Genomic DNA, 16164 nt, shown 5'->3' with positions numbered 1-16164 from the left:
TTCAGCAGGCGTAGCAACCACGTTGTCCATAGAAACTGGCCACGATCAAGAGCTGATTTTTAAAACATCGACTCAAATTCACGACAATACAGCGCGCAGTTCGGCCATGACCTAAGCGCTAGAGCGGAAGGACATACAGTTTCGACCTACCCATCTTGTAGGTCGATTACCCATCGAAACCGTCAAGCGCGCACGACATAGTGGACAACATATCAATAAAAAGCGATTCACTGGAACAGCCTGAAGGTGCTGATTGCCGCCGAGCAGAACTGTGTCCTCACGAGAAACTTGCGTTTGCGCGTACGCCGGTTACTCAGGTCCAGGGCAAGGCCCCGCAATTCAGGAGAAAGGAGTATGAGCATGGCAGACGTCGACTCTCTGTTGGAGTTCATTCCGGACCACCTGGGCGGGAATTTATGGAACTGGTATGACCTGGGGGCCGCCACCAAGCACCAAGTGTATGGGAATCCTGCCGTCTACACGCCGGCGGACGGTGGAATACCACACATCTACGTCCGTGGCTTGATCCCTCTTGGCAGGGAGGACAACCTATTGGAGTTCATTCCGGACACCTATTACGGGCGGTTATGGAACGCGTATGACCTGACGGCCGCCACCGGGCAGCAAGTGACGGGGAATCCTGCCGTCTTCACGCCGGCGGACGGTGGCGCGCCACACATCTACATCCCTGGCAGGGACAACCCTGGCACGGCCGCGCCCAACAACCTGTTGGAGTTCATTCCGGACAACATGGGTGGGCAGTTATGGAACGCGTGGGACCTGACCGCCGCCACCGGGCGACAAGTGCTTGGGGATCCTGCCGTGTACACCCCGGTGGGCGGTGGATTACAACACATCTACATCCTTGGCACGGCCGAGAACCTATTGGAGTTCGTTCCGGACGATCTGGGCGGGCAGTTATGGAACGCGTATGACCTGACGGCCCTCACCGGGCAAGGAGTTTATGGGAATCCTGCCGTCTACACGCCAGTGGGCGGTGGGCCGCCACACATCTACATCAGTGGCACGGCCGGCAACCTGTTGGAGTTCAAACCGGATCCGGACAATCCGGGCGGATGGCTCGCGCCTGACCTGACGGCCCTCACCGGGCAGCAAGTGGCTGGGAATCCTGCCGTCTACACGCCGGTGGGCGGTGGCGTGCCACACATCTACATCGGGGGCACGGCCAACAACCTGTTGGAGTTCAAACCTGATCCGGACAACCCGGGCGGATGGCTCGCGCGTGACGTGACGGCCCTCACCGGGCAGCAAGTGGCTGGGAATCCTGCCGTCTACACGCCGGCGGACGGTGGCGAGCCACACATCTACATCCGTGGCACGGCCAGCAACCTGTTGGAGTTCATTCCGGACAACCTGGGCGGGCAGTTATGGAACGCGTATGACCTGACGGCCGACACCGGCGGGCAGCTAGTGACTGGGGATCCCGCCGTCTACACGCCGGTGGGCGGTGGTGCGCAACACGTCTACATCGTGTGGGCACCTGGGGGGCTTTGATGCACCGGGTAGTCGGCGCATGTTGTTTCGGAGCTTCAGCATCCAGATGATGCTCGTCAATGTGGCCGCCAACGCTTGAGCAACGCCGCAAAGCGGTTGCGCTCCTGCGGATCAGCAATCGCGTCGAACTCATCGGTCACGACTACCGGCTGCTTCGAGTGAATGCCGACGATGATCGGCCGGTTGTCGGCGCTCTCTCTGGTACTGGTAGCCGGCTGTCGCCCCGAGCGAGCTCTTGCCCACGCCCCGGTCGCCGTGGATGAACACATTGCGCCCGGGTGCGCACAGTGCACGGTCTATCGCCTCCAGCCGGCGCTCACGGCCCTTGCGCATCTCGGGCGTGCGTACAGGCTGCGCGGCTGACAGCGCGACCTTGAGTTTCTCACGCAAACGCGCCTTGTCGTAGCCGGCAATCGTCATGGGTCCGCCCTGTCTCAGTATGATCGCCGATCGCGTCGCGACCGACGCCGTCCTTTTCGTCGTGTCGCTCAGTCGCAAAGCTGTGGCGCCAGTCGCAGTTACTCTGGCGCCCTACGGGAAGAAATATGCGGCGCTGCCACCGGAAACAAATAAATAAATCGTTTCCAATCGTTCAATGATCTCTGCCGAAACATGAATTAAATGGTTGAAGAAAATTGATTGCGCATTTATATATAAGCATCGAATTACGCACGCTTATAAGAAGGAGATGACACGCCGGATGCGGAGGGCGCCGTACCGGGGGCGATGTCATGCCGCGACGCATTCGCGTCGTCGTATGGCGAACGGTATTGCGCGTTCGCCGTCTCAGTGAACCCGTTCTCGATTCACCTTGTATCCCACCGACAATATTTCGCATACCTGAAGGATGGCGGCGATGAGTAACGTCTATGTGCTGTACACCGGCGGCACGATCGGCTGCGACGGCTCACCGCTCGCGCCGATGCCGGGGCCGAAGTTCAGGGCGCTGATCGAGTCGATGCCGGGGCTCGAGGGCGGGCAGGTGGCCGGCTATCCGGGGCTCGCCTACACGGTCGCGTGGTTCGACACGCCGCTCGACAGCTCGAACATGACGCCGTCCGACTGGATCGCGATCGCGCAGTCGCTCGCCGCGGTCTACGGCGACTACGACGGCTTCGTCGTGCTGCACGGTACCGACACGATGGCGTTCAGCGCGGCCGCGATGTCGTTCCTGCTGCCGGGCCTGGCGAAACCTGTCGTGTTCACCGGCTCGCAGGTGCCGCTCGCGATGACGCTCAACGACGCGTTGACGAACCTTGTCGGCGCGATCGTGCTCGCCGGCACGACGCGCATTCCGGAGAGCCTGCTGTACTTCGATTCGCTGCTGCTGCGCGGCAACCGGTCGGTCAAGGTCAATGCGAACCAGTTCGCGGCGTTCTCGTCGCCGAATTTTCCGCCGCTGGCGACCGTGGCCGCGCAGATCTCGATCGATACGGCGCTGCTGCTGCCGCCGCCGGACTGGAGCACGTCGCTCGACAACCCCGCGAACCTTGCCGCCGCACGGGACCGGCTGACGCGCCAGGCGCAGGCGGTGCGCAATTTCGCGGCGATCGTGATGACGCTCTACCCGGGCATCGGCGCGTCGGTCGCGAACGCGATGATCAACCGCAGCGAACCCGCGGTGCGCGGCGTCGTGATCGAGGCGTTCGGCGAGGGCAACGGCCCGTCGGCCGCCGCCTTCCTGCAGGTGCTGTCGGCCGCGAACGAAGCGGGCGTCGTGCTGATGGACAACACGCAGGTGCTGGCCGGCTCGGTCAACATCGACGCCTACGAGACCGGCTCGGGGCTCGCGCAGGCCGGCGCGATCAGTGCGTACGACATGGTGCCCGAAGCCTCGCTCGCCAAGCTCGTTGCGCTGATCAGCGTCGGCATGGCGCCCGCCGACATCCGCAAGAAAATGCAGCAGAGCCTGGCAGGAGAAATCACGCCGCCCGAGACCGCGGCCGTGAAAACGCTGCCGGTCCATTGAACCGGGGCGGCGATTCACTCAACCCAAGGAGGCAGACCATGTTGCTGAAACCCCATGCACGCTACCGGCTGAGCGGGATGATTCATGACGACGATCCGCGCTACGCGGTGCTCGCCCCGGGGATGGAACTCGCGGCAAACCAGCAGATCGCGCCGCACTATGTGACCGTACCGGGCGGCAGGCAAGTGCCGCAATACGCGCCCACAGTGGTCGGCACGTCGGTCGCCTACGATCCGGCGGCCAACTGCGAAGGATGCTTCATGTCCTACAAGTTCCAGGTGAACAACAACTGCTACAACTACTCGACGAACATCGCATCGAACTCGTTCGCGCAGCCGGGGCGGATGCATGGCTACTTCCTCACGTCGCCGCCGACGGGGCCCGACGTGGTCAAGGGCGCGCAGCTTGACGGGCTCGTCAACCTGGGCTCGTCGACGAAGGAGGACCTGATCCAGCACGTGCGCGCGCAGGGCGGCGTCGGGCATTACGTCGCGCTGCTGATCTCGCCGGGCGATGCGTCGGTCGGCTGGCCGGGCGACTACCACTGGGTGCGCTGCGACTCGACATCGCAATTCGACACGTGGTCGCAGAAGGACGGCGGCGACCAGGTGACGAACTTCGACTTCGCGGGCAATCCGATCTCGTGGCCGCCGACGGCCGACTGGACCGTGAACCAGGGGCCGCTGCTCCAGGGCAATCCGAACGACATCGTCGTGTCGTATACGTTCTACTGCTTCATGTACGTGCCCGCCGCCGGCGTGTCGCTCATCTGAGCGTTCCGGCGCCGACGCCCGGCCGCAAGGCCGGGCGCATCCTCTTCTACGGCGATCCGGTGGGCATCGAAGCGGACATGCATCGACCGGGACTAGAATCGCGGGTGCTGCATCGACCCACCCGCCGATTCCCAAGGACCCGCATGCTCACGATCCGCCCGATGACCGCTGAAGACTTTGCACGCTTCTGGCCGACCTATCGCACCGTGGTCGCCGCACAGGAAACCTACGCGTTCGACCCCGCACCGACCGAAGCGGCGGCGCGCGCGTTGTGGCTCGACGCGCCGCTCTGCACGTGGGTGGCGGAAGAGGACGGCGAGCTGCTCGGCTCGTACTACCTGAAGGCAAACGCGGCGGGGCCCGGCAACCACGTAAGCAACTGCGGCTACATGGTGAGCGAGGCCGCGCGCGGCCGCGGCGTCGCGCGCCGGATGTGCGAGCACTCGCAGCAGGTCGCGCGCGAGCGCGGCTTTCTCGCGATGCAGTTCAATTCGGTGGTCGCGACGAACGAGGTTGCGGTCGGGCTGTGGCAGAAACTCGGGTTCGAGATCGTCGGGCGCCTGCCGCGCGCGTATCGCCATGCGCGGCTCGGGTTCGTCGATTGTCTCGTGATGGTCAAGTGGCTGGGAGAGGGCGCGTAAGTTCGCGCCGGGCGTATCATCGCGTCGATACGACGAAACGAACCGACCCGGAGACAATGCGATGCGCGCAGCACCGCAATCCGCGCATGCCGACGCGCTGGCACCAGGCACCGGCGCGAACGAACCTGACCGCATGGCCGCATGGCGGCTCGCGATCCGCCTGTCGCTCGGCAGCGCGATCGCGCTCGGCCTCGCCCGCTTTTCCTATGCGCTGCTGCTGCCGCCGATGAAGGCCGATCTCGGCTGGAGCTTCGCGCAGGCCGGCGCGCTGAACACCGCGAACGCCGCGGGCTACCTGCTCGGTGCGCTGGCGTTTCCATTTCTGTCCCGGCGCTGGCCGGCCGGCGCGCTGCTGACCGCCGGATGCACGATCACCGCGCTGCTGATGGCCGCAAGCGGGATGGTCGCCGATTCGAACGCGCTGCTCGTGCTGCGGCTCGCGACCGGCATCGGCAGCGCGCTGATCTTCGTCTGCGGCGGCGTGCTCGCGGCGCGCCTCGCGTCCGCCGTGCCGCGCGATGCCGGCTTGCTGCTCGGCCTCTACTACGGCGGCACCGGGTGGGGCATCGTCGCGTCGTCGCTGCTCGTGCCGGCGACGCTCGCGCCCGGGCCGCACGGCTGGCAGCGCGCGTGGTTCGCGCTTGCGCTCGCCTGTGCGCTGTTCGCGGCCGTCGCGGTGTCGGCCGCGAGACGCATCGAGCATGCGCATGCGGTCCCTGTCCCCCCGCGCGACCGGGCCGCGCCAGCCGACCGGGCAGCACATGTCGCGCGCTTTTCCTTCGCATTGGCCGGATACGGATTGTTCGGCGTCGGCTACATCGGCTACATGACGTTCATCGTCGCGCTGCTGCGCGGCGCAGGGATGAGCGGTGCGGTCGTGTCGGGCTTCTACGTGATGCTCGGCGTCGCGACGGTCGTGTCGGCACGGCTGTGGTCGACGCTGCTCGACCGGATGCGCGGCGGCCAGGCGCTCGCCGTGCTGAACGCGCTGCTCGGCGTCGCGACGCTGATGCCCGCGCTCGTCGTGCATCCGGCGGCGGCGTTCGCGTCCGGCGTGCTGTTCGGCGCGACCTTTCTGTCGGCGGTCGCGTCGACGACCGCGTTCGTGCGGCATAACCTGCCCCCCGACGGCTGGGGGAAAGGGATCAGCGCGTTTACGACCGTGTTCGCGTTCGGGCAGATCGCGGGGCCGGTCGCGATCGGCTGGGTGTCGGACAGCGCGGGGCTCGCGCGCGGGCTCGTGTATTCGGCGCTGGTGCTGTTCGCGGGCGCGGTGCTGGCAGCGTGTCAGCGGGCGTTGCCCGCCCGCTCGTAACGCAAGCCTTTGCATGCCGGTCGTCCGGCCTGCGCTTCGCGCGACGCCGGATGCCCTGCGGCCCGCGCCGTCGCCGAATGCATCGTGTCTAGTGACCCCGAATGCCACCACGTCGTCCGGCATGCTGTCGTGCCGCGCAATCGGGCGATTGACCGATCCGCAGGCGTGCGGGTTCACTGCGCGCACGCGGCCCGCGCGACGCGATGAAACGCGCGGCTGAAATAGATCAGGCTGTCGCCGTCGGCGCGCACCCTGATCGCCGACGCCTGCACGAACATGACCGAATGCGAACCGACTTCCTTCAGCTCGACGATCGTGCCCTGCAGGCTCGCGAGCGCGTCGCGCAGCACGGGCACGCCGTGCTCGCCGTCGTCCCACACGGGCAGGTCGAAGCGCCGCTCCATCGGCAGTTCGGTCTGCCCGGCGAAATGACGTGCGAGCGCCTCATGCTCGGCGGGCAGCACGTTGATGCACACGCGGCGGTTCTGCTCGAACGTCGCATGCATCGCGCTCGAGCGGTTGATGCAGACGAGCAGCGTCGGCGGCGTGTCGGTGACGGAGCAGACGGCGCTCGCGGTGATGCCGCAGCGGCCGTGCGGGCCCGCGGTGGTGATCACGTTGACGGCGGCGCCGAGATGGGCCATCGCCTGCCGGAAATGCCGTTGCGCGTCGGACGGATCGAGGCCGGGGTTTCGCGGGGTGTCGGACATGTGCGCTCCTGGTTGGGCGGATATTGCGATTGCGGGTCGCGCGATGCGCGGGCGACGCGCGAATGAAGACAGCGTACGCGACGAAAGAACGGAAGGACATTCGCACGATTGGCGTCGAAGATGGCATTGCCGCCAACGCGTCTAAAGGTTCTACCTAGGCGATTCGCGCGCCGCGCGGGCACGCGTTTCATCCATGCGTAAAGGGGTTTTCGGGGGTTTCCATCAACATTTCGGCTCGTTATGATGTGCCGCAACTCCTCCAAAAAAACGAGGCGGTGACGCGAGCGGAACGCCGCCTGCATCACGCCCGATATCCCCCGATACTTCGCGAGACACCCGATGACGTCACCCGCTCCAATCGTATATATCGTCGACGACGACAACGGCATGCGGACGTCCCTGGCGTGGTTGCTCGAATCGGTCGGCATCCGGTCCGAAGGCTTCGCGAACGCGGCGGACTTCCTGGCGCGCTTCGACGCGACGATTCCCGCCTGCCTCGTGCTCGACGTACGCATGCCGGAAACGAGCGGCTTCGACGTGCAGGCCGAACTGAACGCGCGCGGCGCGACGCTGCCGGTGATCTTCGTGAGCGGCCACGGCGACATTCCGATGTCGGTGCGCGCGCTGCAGAACGGCGCGATCGATTTCGTCGAGAAGCCGTACAACTCGCAGCAGATGCTCGAGCGCGTGCAGCGCGCGATCAAGCTCGCGCAGCAGCGGCATGCGGCGGGACAGCGCCATCGCGAACTGCGGCAGCGGCTCGGTGCGCTGACCGCGCGCGAAAAGGAAGTGCTGCGCGGCGTGATCGACGGCAAGGGCAGCAAGCAGATCGCGTCGGATCTGTCGATCAGCGTGAAGACCGTCGACGTCCATCGTGCGAGCATCAAGGAGAAGCTCGGCGCCGCGTCGATCGCGGCGCTCGTGCGCGACGTGCTGGCGGTGTGGGGCGACGGCGAGTATCCGCCGCGCTAGAGCCCGTCCACGCCAGGAACCGCAACAGGCCCCGGATGCGCGCCGCGTCACGCATGGCGGTCCAGCAGCGCCGGACCACCGCACGTTCTCGACAGCACATTCGGCGAGACATCCTGCTCAACGCATGTACAGCCCGCCGTTGATATCCCAGCACGCACCGTTTGCGAAATGCGCGTCGCCGGACGCGAGCAGCACGGCCGCATCCGCGACGAACGCCGCCGAGCCGAGCCGGCCGCCGGGCAGGCTGGCGAGCACCTGCCGAAGCTTCTCCGGCGACACGCTCTCGTAGACGATCGGCAGGTCGAGCGGGCCGGGCGAGATCGCGTTGACGGTCACGCCTTGCGCGGCGAGATCGCGCGCGAACACCTTGGTCAGTGTCAGCGTGCCGCCCTTCGCGGCCGCGTAGTGTGCGCCCGTCGCCGAGCCGCCGTTCTGTCCGGCGAGCGATGCGATGTTGACGATGCGGCCCTCGCCGCGCGTCGCGAAGTACTGGCCGAACACCTGGCAGCCGAACAGCACGCTGCGCAGGTTCACGTCGATGACCTGGTCGAACTGTTCGGCCGTGATCTCCATCGCCGGCACGACCTTCGACGCGCCCGCATTGTTGACGAGCGCGTCGACGTGCCCCCAGCGGGCGACGAGCGCATCGCGCACGGCCTCGAAATCGCGTTTCGACGTGACGTCGAGCGGCAGCCCTATCGCGCGTTCGCCGCTCGGGTCGAGTGCGTGCGCATGGGTCTGCACCGCGTCGTGCGCGATGTCGGCGAGCGCGACGCGGTAGCCGGTGGCATGGAACCGTGTGGCGATGACGGCGCCGAGCCCGCGCGCGGCGCCGGTGATGAGTACGACTCGATCGGACATGGATCGGGGCTCCCTCGATGAGGTGCGCGATCGTGCGCACCGGGTGGATGTCACGCGGCGAAGGCCGCTTCGAAACGCGCGGCGACCGCGCAGACCTGCTCGTCGGCGCCCTTGCGGCCGACGATCTGCAAACCCGCCTTCAGCGGCGATCCCGCGAGCGGCAGCGGCACGCTGATCGCGGGATGGCCGCTGAGATTGAACGGCCGGATCAGCGACGACATCGCGATCACCGACGTGCCGCTGCGCGCGGCGTCGAGCGTGATCGGCAACGCCGGCAGCGTGGGCAGCACGAGCACGTCAACGTCGGCCAGCGCGCGGTCGATCTGTTCCGTGATGCGCACGCGCACCTGTTCGGCGAGCGCGAGCGCCGCGGACGTCGTCGTCGCGGCGGCGCGCAAGCGGGCATCGAGATCCGCGCCGAGCTTGCCGGACGCGACGAGGTGGCCGAACGCCTGCGACGTCTCCGCGTTGATCACGGCGAGCCCCGCGTCGAACGCCGCGCGAAGCCCGTCGAGCACGATCGCTTGCGACCGGCATCCGGCCCGGCCGACGGCCGCATCGAGCGCGGCGACGATGGCCGGGTCCGCGTCGACGGCGACTCGTCCGACCGTGCAGTCCGGCACCGGCTGCCGCGCGCGTGCACGGTCGAATCCGGGCGCGATCGCCGCCATCACGGCGGCCAGCGTGCCGACGTCGCGCGCGAACGGGCCGACGCAATCGAGCGTTGATGCCGCCGGCGCGACGCCGCGCCGCGACACGCGCCCGAAGGTCGGCTTCAGGCCGACCACGCCGCAGCAGGCGGCCGGGCCGCGGATCGAGCCGCCGGTGTCGGTGCCGAGCGCCGCGTCGACCGTGCCGAAGCCGACGAGCGACGCGGAGCCGCTCGACGAGCCGCCGGGAATCCGCGACGCGTCCTGCGGATTGAGCGGCGTGCCCGTGTAGTCGTTGATGCCGGTCATGCCGAACGCGAGTTCGTGCATGTTCGCCTTGCCGGCGATTTGCCAGCCGGCGTCGAGCAGATGCTGCACGACGTCCGCGTGGCGCGCGGCGGGCGGGGCGTCGGCGAGCGCACGGCTCGCGGCGGTGGTCGGCCGGCCGGCGATGTCGATCGTGTCCTTGATCGCGATCGCCGGGCCGGGGCCGCCCAGCGTGAAGGTGTCGATGAATCCGGTCATGGGCGAGCTCGCGTAATGACGTTCGGGTGAGTTGAGGATCAGGAGGCGGCAGCGAGCGGCCACGGGCCGTTCATCAGCCGCTCGGTGCGGAAATGCCGGATCAGCCAGGTCGTGCCGCCGTCTGCGGGAACGAAGTCGACGGTCAGCCGCGCGGCGATCAGTTCGGCCGACCCGTCCGCATAGCGCGACGCCTGCAGCATGATCCACCGGCCGCATGCGCTCGCGCTGTCGGCGCCGACGTCGATCGATTCGGATGTCAAACAATGCACGTTCGCGGAGAAGTGCGGGTCGGGCGGCAGATAGCGCTGCAGCATCGCGACGATTTCGGCGATGCCTTGCAGCCGGCCGAATTTCTGCGCGTATTGCGGGCCGATGCCTTCCCACACCGCGTCGTCGGCGAACAGGCCGGCGAGCGCGGGCCCGCTGCCGGCGTCCTCGGGCACGTCGCACAGCGCCATGTAGCGCGTCATCGTCGCGCGCACCGCGCGCTCCGCGTCGAGTATCGCGATGCGGGCGGCGAGCGCGGCGAGCGAAACCGGTGCACCGGTCGCGAGCGTGTTCATCGCGCGCCTCACTGTGCGGGCCGCGCGGCCGGCGGCACCGTCAGCGCGCGGCCGACCCGCGCCTCGATCTTGCCGTAGCGCCACAGGTTGTATTCGCCGACGGGCGTCGTGCGGTACAGGTTGCAGACAGCGACCGCGGTGTCGAAGTCGGCGACGTCGGCCATGATGTAGAAGGTCCATGGCGCGCCGTCCGACTGGCCGACGACGAGGCGGTCGTCGTCCATCACGCCGAGCACGCGCACGCCGGGCATCGCTTCGACCGCGGCGAGCATCGTGCCGTACGCCTGCCAGACCTCGCCGATCTTCTCGCGCGGCAGGTCGAAGAAGTTTTGCGTGACGCCGCAGCAAAACAGCACGCGCAGCGGCAGCGGACGGGTATCGGACATGATGAGGGGCTCCTTCGTGAGATCCATGAGAGGGCGATCGGGTTACAGGTAACCGGGGAACGGCGTGACGCCGGTGAACACCGCGCCCGCCGCGTCGAAATTGCCTTCCGCGAGGAACGCGTGCTGCGTGACGACCATCGCGTCGCGCAACAGGCGCTGCAGCGGATGCGTGCGATAGATCGCCGGCGTGCCGCCGAGGCGATACGCGCGCTCGACCACGCTCGCGCCTTCGCGCGCGATGTGCGTCGCGGCGAGGCGCAGCAGGCTGACCTGCTCGGCCGTCACCGTGTCGCCGGCGAGAATCGAGCGCCACACGCCGTCGGTCGTTTCGTAGAAGAACGCGCGTGCGGAACGCAACTGCGCTTCGGCCTTCGCGAGCTCGATGCGGAAATACGCGCGATCGGCGAGACGCGGCGCGCCGGTGGTCGTCTTGCGCCCGCCGGACATCTGGTTCGCGACGTCGAGCGCCGCGCGCGCGAGGCCGAGGTTGACGACGGCGAGCACCTGCGACGCGTAGGCGACGGTCGGGTAGCGGTACAGCGGCTCGTCGACGGTCGGCTCGCCGCCGCGCACGAAGGTCCATTCGTGCGGCACGAACCGGTCGGCCACGCGCAGGTCGTGGCTGCCAGTGCCCTGCATGCCGACCACGCTCCAGTTTTCGACGATCTCGACCTGCTCGGGACGGAACACGGCGGTGCGCGGCTTGCCCGGCGCCTCGTCCTGCGCGCCCGGCACGCTGATGCCGACGCCGAGCCAGTCGGCGCCCTTGCAGCCGCTCGCGAACTTCCACGTGCCGTTCACGCGCCAGCCGCCCGCTTCGGGCTGCGCCGGCTGCACCGGGAACAGGCCGCCCGCGAACACCTGGTCGGGGCCGCTCGCGTAGAGCTCGGCCTGCGTGTCGAGCGGCAGCGCGGCGAGATAGACGTTCGCGGAGCCGAAGCTCGCGACCCAGGCCGCGGAGCCGTCGGCGGCCGCAATCCGCTCGATCATCGCGAGGAATTCGGCCGGCGCGCGCGCGTCGCCGCCGAAGCGGCGCGGTGTGCCCGCGCGATAGATGCCGGCCCGCTTGAACAGCGCGATCACGTCGCGCGGCACGTGCGACAGGCGGTCGAATTCGTCGCGCCGCGCGGCTACGGTGGCGATCACTTCGTCGAGCGGCAGCAGCGGTTCGACGGAGGCGTCGCACACGGGCGACGGCCGGGCGGTATCAACGGCATAAGCGGCATGAGCGGTGTTCGGCATGGCAGGCTCCTGTTCGTCGGCATGAGTGTCGTGCGCGGGTCGATGGCGACGCGCGCCGTATGCGCTGCGGCACACGGAATGAAATGGTCCGAGCCAGTCTAGAAACACCATAAACACGCATCAATTGGTGCGTTGGGCGGCGTTACTGGTGCCGTTCCCCGTCGCGCTAAAGAATTCTTCAGATGCGGCTGCCGCGCCCCGGTGTTATGGTGCAGAACGCGCCGTTTGACACCGCTGGCCGGCCGCCGGATCCGATCATGAGTTTCCCTGCCGAAGACGATTTCCACCGCCTGCTCGACGCGCTGACGTCGTGCGTGCTGCTGCACGATGCGCAAACCAAGGCGATCGTGTGGGCGAACCGCGCCGCATGCATCGCGCTCGGCTTTTCCGTCGAGGAACTGCTGCCGCTGAAGGCGCCGGACATGACGCGTCCGGAACCGAAATACCGCCGCGAGATCGGCGTGGGCGCGATGGATCGTGCGATCACCGACGGGCCGCAGGTGTACGAGTGGTGCTACCGGTCGCGCACGGGCGTCGACATGCTGTCCGAAGCGATCGCGACCTATGTGCCGCTGCGCGAGCGCGACGTGGTGATGGTGCAGTTCCGCGACATCAGCGCGGAAGAGGCGACGCGCCAGGCGCTGCGCCGCTACGAAGCGCGCCTGCGCGAGTTCATGCAGGATCTCGACGAGGGCGTCGCGGTGCTGACGCCGCGCGGCGGCGTGCAGTTCATCAGCGAATCGGGCCGCCGCGTGCTCGGGCTCGCGCCGGACGAAGCGCTCGGCGACGTGCTCGACTACTGCAGCGATGCGGATCGCGATCGGCTGATCGCGCAACTGCGCGATGCGCCGAGCGTGCGCCCGTCGGAGCCGCAGCGCTACCGGATCGTGCGGCGCGACGGCACGGCAGGGTGGTTGCGCATCGCGTGCCGGCACGTCGAGATCGAAGGCGATCTCGACGGCCTGCTGATCCACTTCCGCGACATCGGCGACGAGGTCGCGATCGAGGACGCGCGGCGCGCCGAGGCGCGGATGCTCGAATACGCGGGCCGCTACAACGCAATGGGCGAGATGGCGACCGTGATCGCGCACGAACTGAGCCAGCCGCTCGCGGCCGTGCGCAATTTCATCGAAGGTGCGATCCAGCGGCTCAACGCCGGCGGCTCGGTCGACGACGCGGTCTGGGGGTTGCGCAGCGCGGACCGGCAGGCGGAACACGCGGCGCTGATCATCAAGAGCGTGCGCGAATACATCGTGAAGCGCGAGCCCGTCGTCGTCGTGGCGGACCTGCGCGAGATTCTCGCGGACGTCGCGTACTTCATCGAGTTGCGCGCGAAGGAGGCGGGCGTGGCGGTCACGATCGCGCAGGCTGACCGTGCGCTGCCGATTCGCTGCGAACGCGTGCTGATCGGCCAGGTGATCCTGAACCTCGCGTTCAACGCGATCGAGGCGTTCGCCGGGTGCGAACGCACGCCGCGCACGCTGGTGCTCGGTACCGCGCTCGCCGCCGACGGGCAGGCCGAGCTGCGCGCGATCGACAACGGCCCCGGTGTCGCAGACGACGCGCACGAACGGCTGTTCGACGGTTTCTCGTCGTCGAAGGCGGGCGGCAACGGGATCGGGTTGTCGCTCTGCAAGAGCATCGTGACGCGGCACGGCGGCCGGATTCGCGCGAGCCGCGCGGGGGGCGGCGGGCTCGACTGCCGCGTCGCGTTGCCGCTCGCCGGCGTATAGGCGCGCCGCCGCATCGCTGCGGCGCATGGGCGTGCGGGGCGCGTCCGGCGAGCGCGGCATGGCTAGCGTCCGAGTGCGCGCGCGGTCTTGCCGCCGATGCCGAAATCGGTGTTCGGAATGTCCTTGATCATGACGCGCGTCGCCTGCAACGGCGCATCGAGCACCTCCGCGCTGGTCTCGGACAGCGCGGCGATCAGCGCGCGCTTCTGTTCGTCGGTGCGTCCGGCAATCAGGATCGCGACGATCACGGGCAGCGACGGCGGCGCGCCGTCGGCCGCGCTGCGTCCGCCGAGTCCGATGTGCGTGGCGGGCAGCTCGTTCAGCAGGATCCGCACGGATTCCGCGGGCGCGCCGATCGCGTCGACCGTCGCGCCGGTCAGGCGCGCGATCAGCTCGGCTTTGCGTGTGTCGGCGTGTCCCGCCGGCAGGAAGACTTCGAGTGTGGGCATGGGAGTCCGGGCAATACGTGAGTGGGTCGACCCGGGTTCGCCGTCGCGCCGGCGATGACGAACCCGCCGACGCTCAGAGCAGGAAGCCGATCGCGCTCAGCGCTTCGGTCGAATCGATCAGGCGCACGACCTTCTCGGCGATCCGCATGTCGCCTTCGGCATCGATGCGCAGCCGGTGCGTGATGTCGGCGCCGAACAGCGTCGCCGCGCCGCGCTTGTACGCGACGACGAGCTGTGCCGATTTCAGCTCGATCGTGTCCGCCGCGCCGCTCTCGAGCGTGAAGCGCGACACGGTGCGCACGGTGCGCGCCGCATCGGATGCGGATGCCGAATAGCCGGACAGCATCCGCTGCACGCGTTTCTCGCGCATGTCGTGATCGTCGTACACGTAGTTGAGCGTCGCCGCGAAATCGGTCGCGGCCGGGTCGATCGGCACCACGTAGTGGCCTGCCGGATCCCAAAGGTCGAGCCACGCGCGATAGTCGCGGCGGTCGAGCAGCTCCGCCTCGCGCCACACGAATTCGACCGCGCGGGCAAAGGTCTGCTGCGAGAAGAGTGCGTTTCGGTCGTCCATCATGCGTGCTCCATCATCTTGCGCCATTGTTGGTATGCCTCGCGCATGCCCGTCTCGTCGGTCGCGTGCGCGGTCTTTTCGCCATTCGCGGCGGTCGTTTCGCGGTTCAGGCCGCGGTTGACGAGGATCGGCACGTCGGGCCCCGCGTGCGCGCCGCGCTGCACGCGCTCCCAGGCTTCCGCGTCGTCGGGGCTGCCGAATCCGAACGGGCCCTGGAAGTGTTCGTGAATGCGCAGGCGCACGCGGTTCGCCTCGTCCGGGCCGCCGTCCATCGCGAGCGCGACGTGGCGGATCTCGGTCTCGTGCGCGGAAATCGGCCGCAGCACGCGGAAGAACGCCATCGACAGCGCGAGATTCGGGAACAGGTTCAGGTTGAAACCGACGCCCATCAGCGAGCGCACGATACGGCGCACCTCGTCGGGTGTGTGGCGCTCGGCGAGCGTCGCGGCCAGCGCGTCGAAGCGCTCGGGCAGCGGCGCGCCGTCGTCCTGGTCGAGGTCGACCAGATCGGGCACGAGCACCGCGAGGCTGTGGCCGTTGCCGAGCGAGCGGCAGAACGCGTCGTCGCTCGTCATGAAGCTCGTGATCGCGGCGGCCGTTTCGTCGTCGATCGACTTCATCCACGACTTGTGCACGACCGGGAAGTGATACAGGTCCGTCGTGTTCTCGAGTTGGATCTTCCAGTTGCCCTTGAACTTGAACTTGTGCTCGCCGTTCGCCTTGATCGGGTAGCCGGCGCCCTGCTTCATGAACAGGTCGATCCACGGCTTCGCGCCGCCGAGGAAATCCTCGAGCGGCTCGATGCCGTCGTTGAAGCTCGCGAAGATCAGCCCCTGATAGACGCCGACGCGCAGCTTCACGAGCGGCAGGTCGCCTTTGTCGCACACGCCTTCGTAGCCGTCGCCGTACGGCAGCGCGCGCAGCGTGCCGTCGAGCGCGTACGACCAGCTATGGTACGGGCACGTGAAGCCTTTCGCGTTGCCCTTGTGTTCCTCGCAGACCGTCGCGCCGCGATGGCGGCAGCGGTTCTGCAGCACGTTGATCGCGCCGGTCTTGTCGCGCACGACGATCACCGGCTGGCGGCCGATCGTCGTCGTGACGAAGTCACCCGGATTCGGCAGCTCGCTTTCGTGCGCGACCCAGATCCAGGTGCGGTAGAAGATCCGTTCGAGCTCGGCTTCGAACAGCGCGGGGTCGTGATACATCGCGGGCGCAATGCGATCGGCCTGGGCGAGGCCGCGCAGCGCGCTGGTATCGATCGTCTGGTAAGGAATGTCGCTCATCGT

At 67.8% G+C, this 16164-nt stretch carries 17 protein-coding genes; 7 read left to right on the top strand and 10 right to left on the bottom strand.

What is annotated here, in order from left to right; all coding sequences use genetic code 11:
- The first annotated feature begins 360 nt into the window (after positions 1–360).
- Positions 361–1515: a hypothetical protein gene (locus ACV229_RS30050; protein WP_448086718.1), complete on the top strand. Its 1155-nt coding sequence runs from the start codon at positions 361–363 to the stop codon at positions 1513–1515.
- Positions 1516–1644: 129 nt separating this feature from the next.
- On the opposite strand, the gene ACV229_RS30045 is transcribed toward ACV229_RS30050, so the two are convergent.
- The gene (locus ACV229_RS30045) at positions 1645–1935 is read right to left on the bottom strand and encodes a hypothetical protein (protein ID WP_448086717.1); all 291 of its coding nucleotides are present in this window, start codon (positions 1933–1935) and stop codon (positions 1645–1647) included.
- Positions 1936–2371: 436 nt separating this feature from the next.
- Here ACV229_RS30045 and ACV229_RS30040 point away from each other — a divergent pair, with 436 nt between their 5' ends.
- From ACV229_RS30040 to ACV229_RS30025, 4 genes are all read left to right on the top strand, one after another.
- Positions 2372–3484, top strand: a complete 1113-nt coding sequence (locus tag ACV229_RS30040; RefSeq protein ID WP_448086716.1) for an asparaginase domain-containing protein — start codon at positions 2372–2374, stop codon at positions 3482–3484.
- Positions 3485–3522: 38 nt separating this feature from the next.
- Entirely contained in the window at positions 3523–4257 is a 735-nt protein-coding gene (locus tag ACV229_RS30035; RefSeq protein ID WP_448086715.1) for a hypothetical protein, read from the top strand.
- A gap of 143 nt (positions 4258–4400) precedes the next feature.
- A complete protein-coding gene (locus ACV229_RS30030; protein WP_448086714.1) occupies positions 4401–4898 on the top strand; it encodes an N-acetyltransferase family protein in 498 nt (165 codons plus the stop codon).
- A gap of 61 nt (positions 4899–4959) precedes the next feature.
- The gene (locus ACV229_RS30025; protein WP_448086713.1) at positions 4960–6213 is read left to right on the top strand and encodes a YbfB/YjiJ family MFS transporter; all 1254 of its coding nucleotides are present in this window, start codon (positions 4960–4962) and stop codon (positions 6211–6213) included.
- A 173-nt stretch (positions 6214–6386) separates the two neighbouring features.
- Here ACV229_RS30025 and hpaC read toward each other — a convergent pair whose 3' ends face one another.
- Positions 6387–6923 (bottom strand): 4-hydroxyphenylacetate 3-monooxygenase, reductase component, encoded by a 537-nt coding sequence (hpaC, locus tag ACV229_RS30020; protein ID WP_448086712.1) that lies wholly within the window; start codon positions 6921–6923, stop codon positions 6387–6389.
- 339 nt (positions 6924–7262) lie between these two features.
- Here hpaC and ACV229_RS30015 point away from each other — a divergent pair, with 339 nt between their 5' ends.
- Positions 7263–7895, top strand: a complete 633-nt coding sequence (locus ACV229_RS30015; RefSeq protein ID WP_448086711.1) for a response regulator transcription factor — start codon at positions 7263–7265, stop codon at positions 7893–7895.
- Between the two features lie 117 nt (positions 7896–8012).
- Here the strand turns inward: ACV229_RS30015 and ACV229_RS30010 are convergent, their stop codons facing one another.
- The 5 genes from ACV229_RS30010 to ACV229_RS29990 are packed head-to-tail and all read right to left on the bottom strand — an operon-like array spanning position 8013 to position 12122.
- Entirely contained in the window at positions 8013–8756 is a 744-nt protein-coding gene (locus ACV229_RS30010) for an SDR family NAD(P)-dependent oxidoreductase (RefSeq protein ID WP_448086710.1), read from the bottom strand.
- 50 nt (positions 8757–8806) lie between these two features.
- Entirely contained in the window at positions 8807–9931 is a 1125-nt protein-coding gene (locus ACV229_RS30005; RefSeq protein ID WP_448086709.1) for an amidase, read from the bottom strand.
- A 38-nt stretch (positions 9932–9969) separates the two neighbouring features.
- Positions 9970–10494 (bottom strand): nuclear transport factor 2 family protein, encoded by a 525-nt coding sequence (locus ACV229_RS30000; protein WP_448086708.1) that lies wholly within the window; start codon positions 10492–10494, stop codon positions 9970–9972.
- Positions 10495–10502: 8 nt separating this feature from the next.
- Positions 10503–10880, bottom strand: a complete 378-nt coding sequence (locus tag ACV229_RS29995) for a hypothetical protein (RefSeq protein WP_448086707.1) — start codon at positions 10878–10880, stop codon at positions 10503–10505.
- Between the two features lie 42 nt (positions 10881–10922).
- Positions 10923–12122 (bottom strand): acyl-CoA dehydrogenase family protein, encoded by a 1200-nt coding sequence (locus ACV229_RS29990; protein WP_448086706.1) that lies wholly within the window; start codon positions 12120–12122, stop codon positions 10923–10925.
- Between the two features lie 182 nt (positions 12123–12304).
- Between ACV229_RS29990 and ACV229_RS29985 the strand changes: the two genes are divergently transcribed.
- Positions 12305–13855, top strand: a complete 1551-nt coding sequence (locus ACV229_RS29985) for a PAS domain-containing sensor histidine kinase (RefSeq protein WP_448086705.1) — start codon at positions 12305–12307, stop codon at positions 13853–13855.
- A 62-nt stretch (positions 13856–13917) separates the two neighbouring features.
- Here the strand turns inward: ACV229_RS29985 and ACV229_RS29980 are convergent, their stop codons facing one another.
- From ACV229_RS29980 to ACV229_RS29970, 3 genes are all read right to left on the bottom strand, one after another.
- Positions 13918–14304 carry a 2-hydroxymuconate tautomerase family protein gene (locus tag ACV229_RS29980; protein WP_448086704.1) on the bottom strand — a complete coding sequence of 129 codons (387 nt, stop codon included), beginning with the start codon at positions 14302–14304 and terminating at the stop codon, positions 13918–13920.
- A gap of 73 nt (positions 14305–14377) precedes the next feature.
- Positions 14378–14881, bottom strand: a complete 504-nt coding sequence (locus tag ACV229_RS29975) for an aromatic-ring-hydroxylating dioxygenase subunit beta (protein ID WP_448086703.1) — start codon at positions 14879–14881, stop codon at positions 14378–14380.
- Complete coding sequence (locus tag ACV229_RS29970) at positions 14878–16161, bottom strand: aromatic ring-hydroxylating oxygenase subunit alpha (RefSeq protein WP_448086702.1); 1284 nt, start codon at positions 16159–16161, stop codon at positions 14878–14880. The genes ACV229_RS29975 and ACV229_RS29970 overlap by 4 nt, the downstream gene beginning before the upstream one ends.
- Between the last annotated feature and the right edge of the window lie 3 nt (positions 16162–16164).

The organism is Burkholderia sp. MR1-5-21, assembly GCF_053427715.1.
The sequence above is the reverse complement of the archived record's forward strand: the minus strand, read 5'-3'. Positions and strand labels throughout refer to the sequence as shown.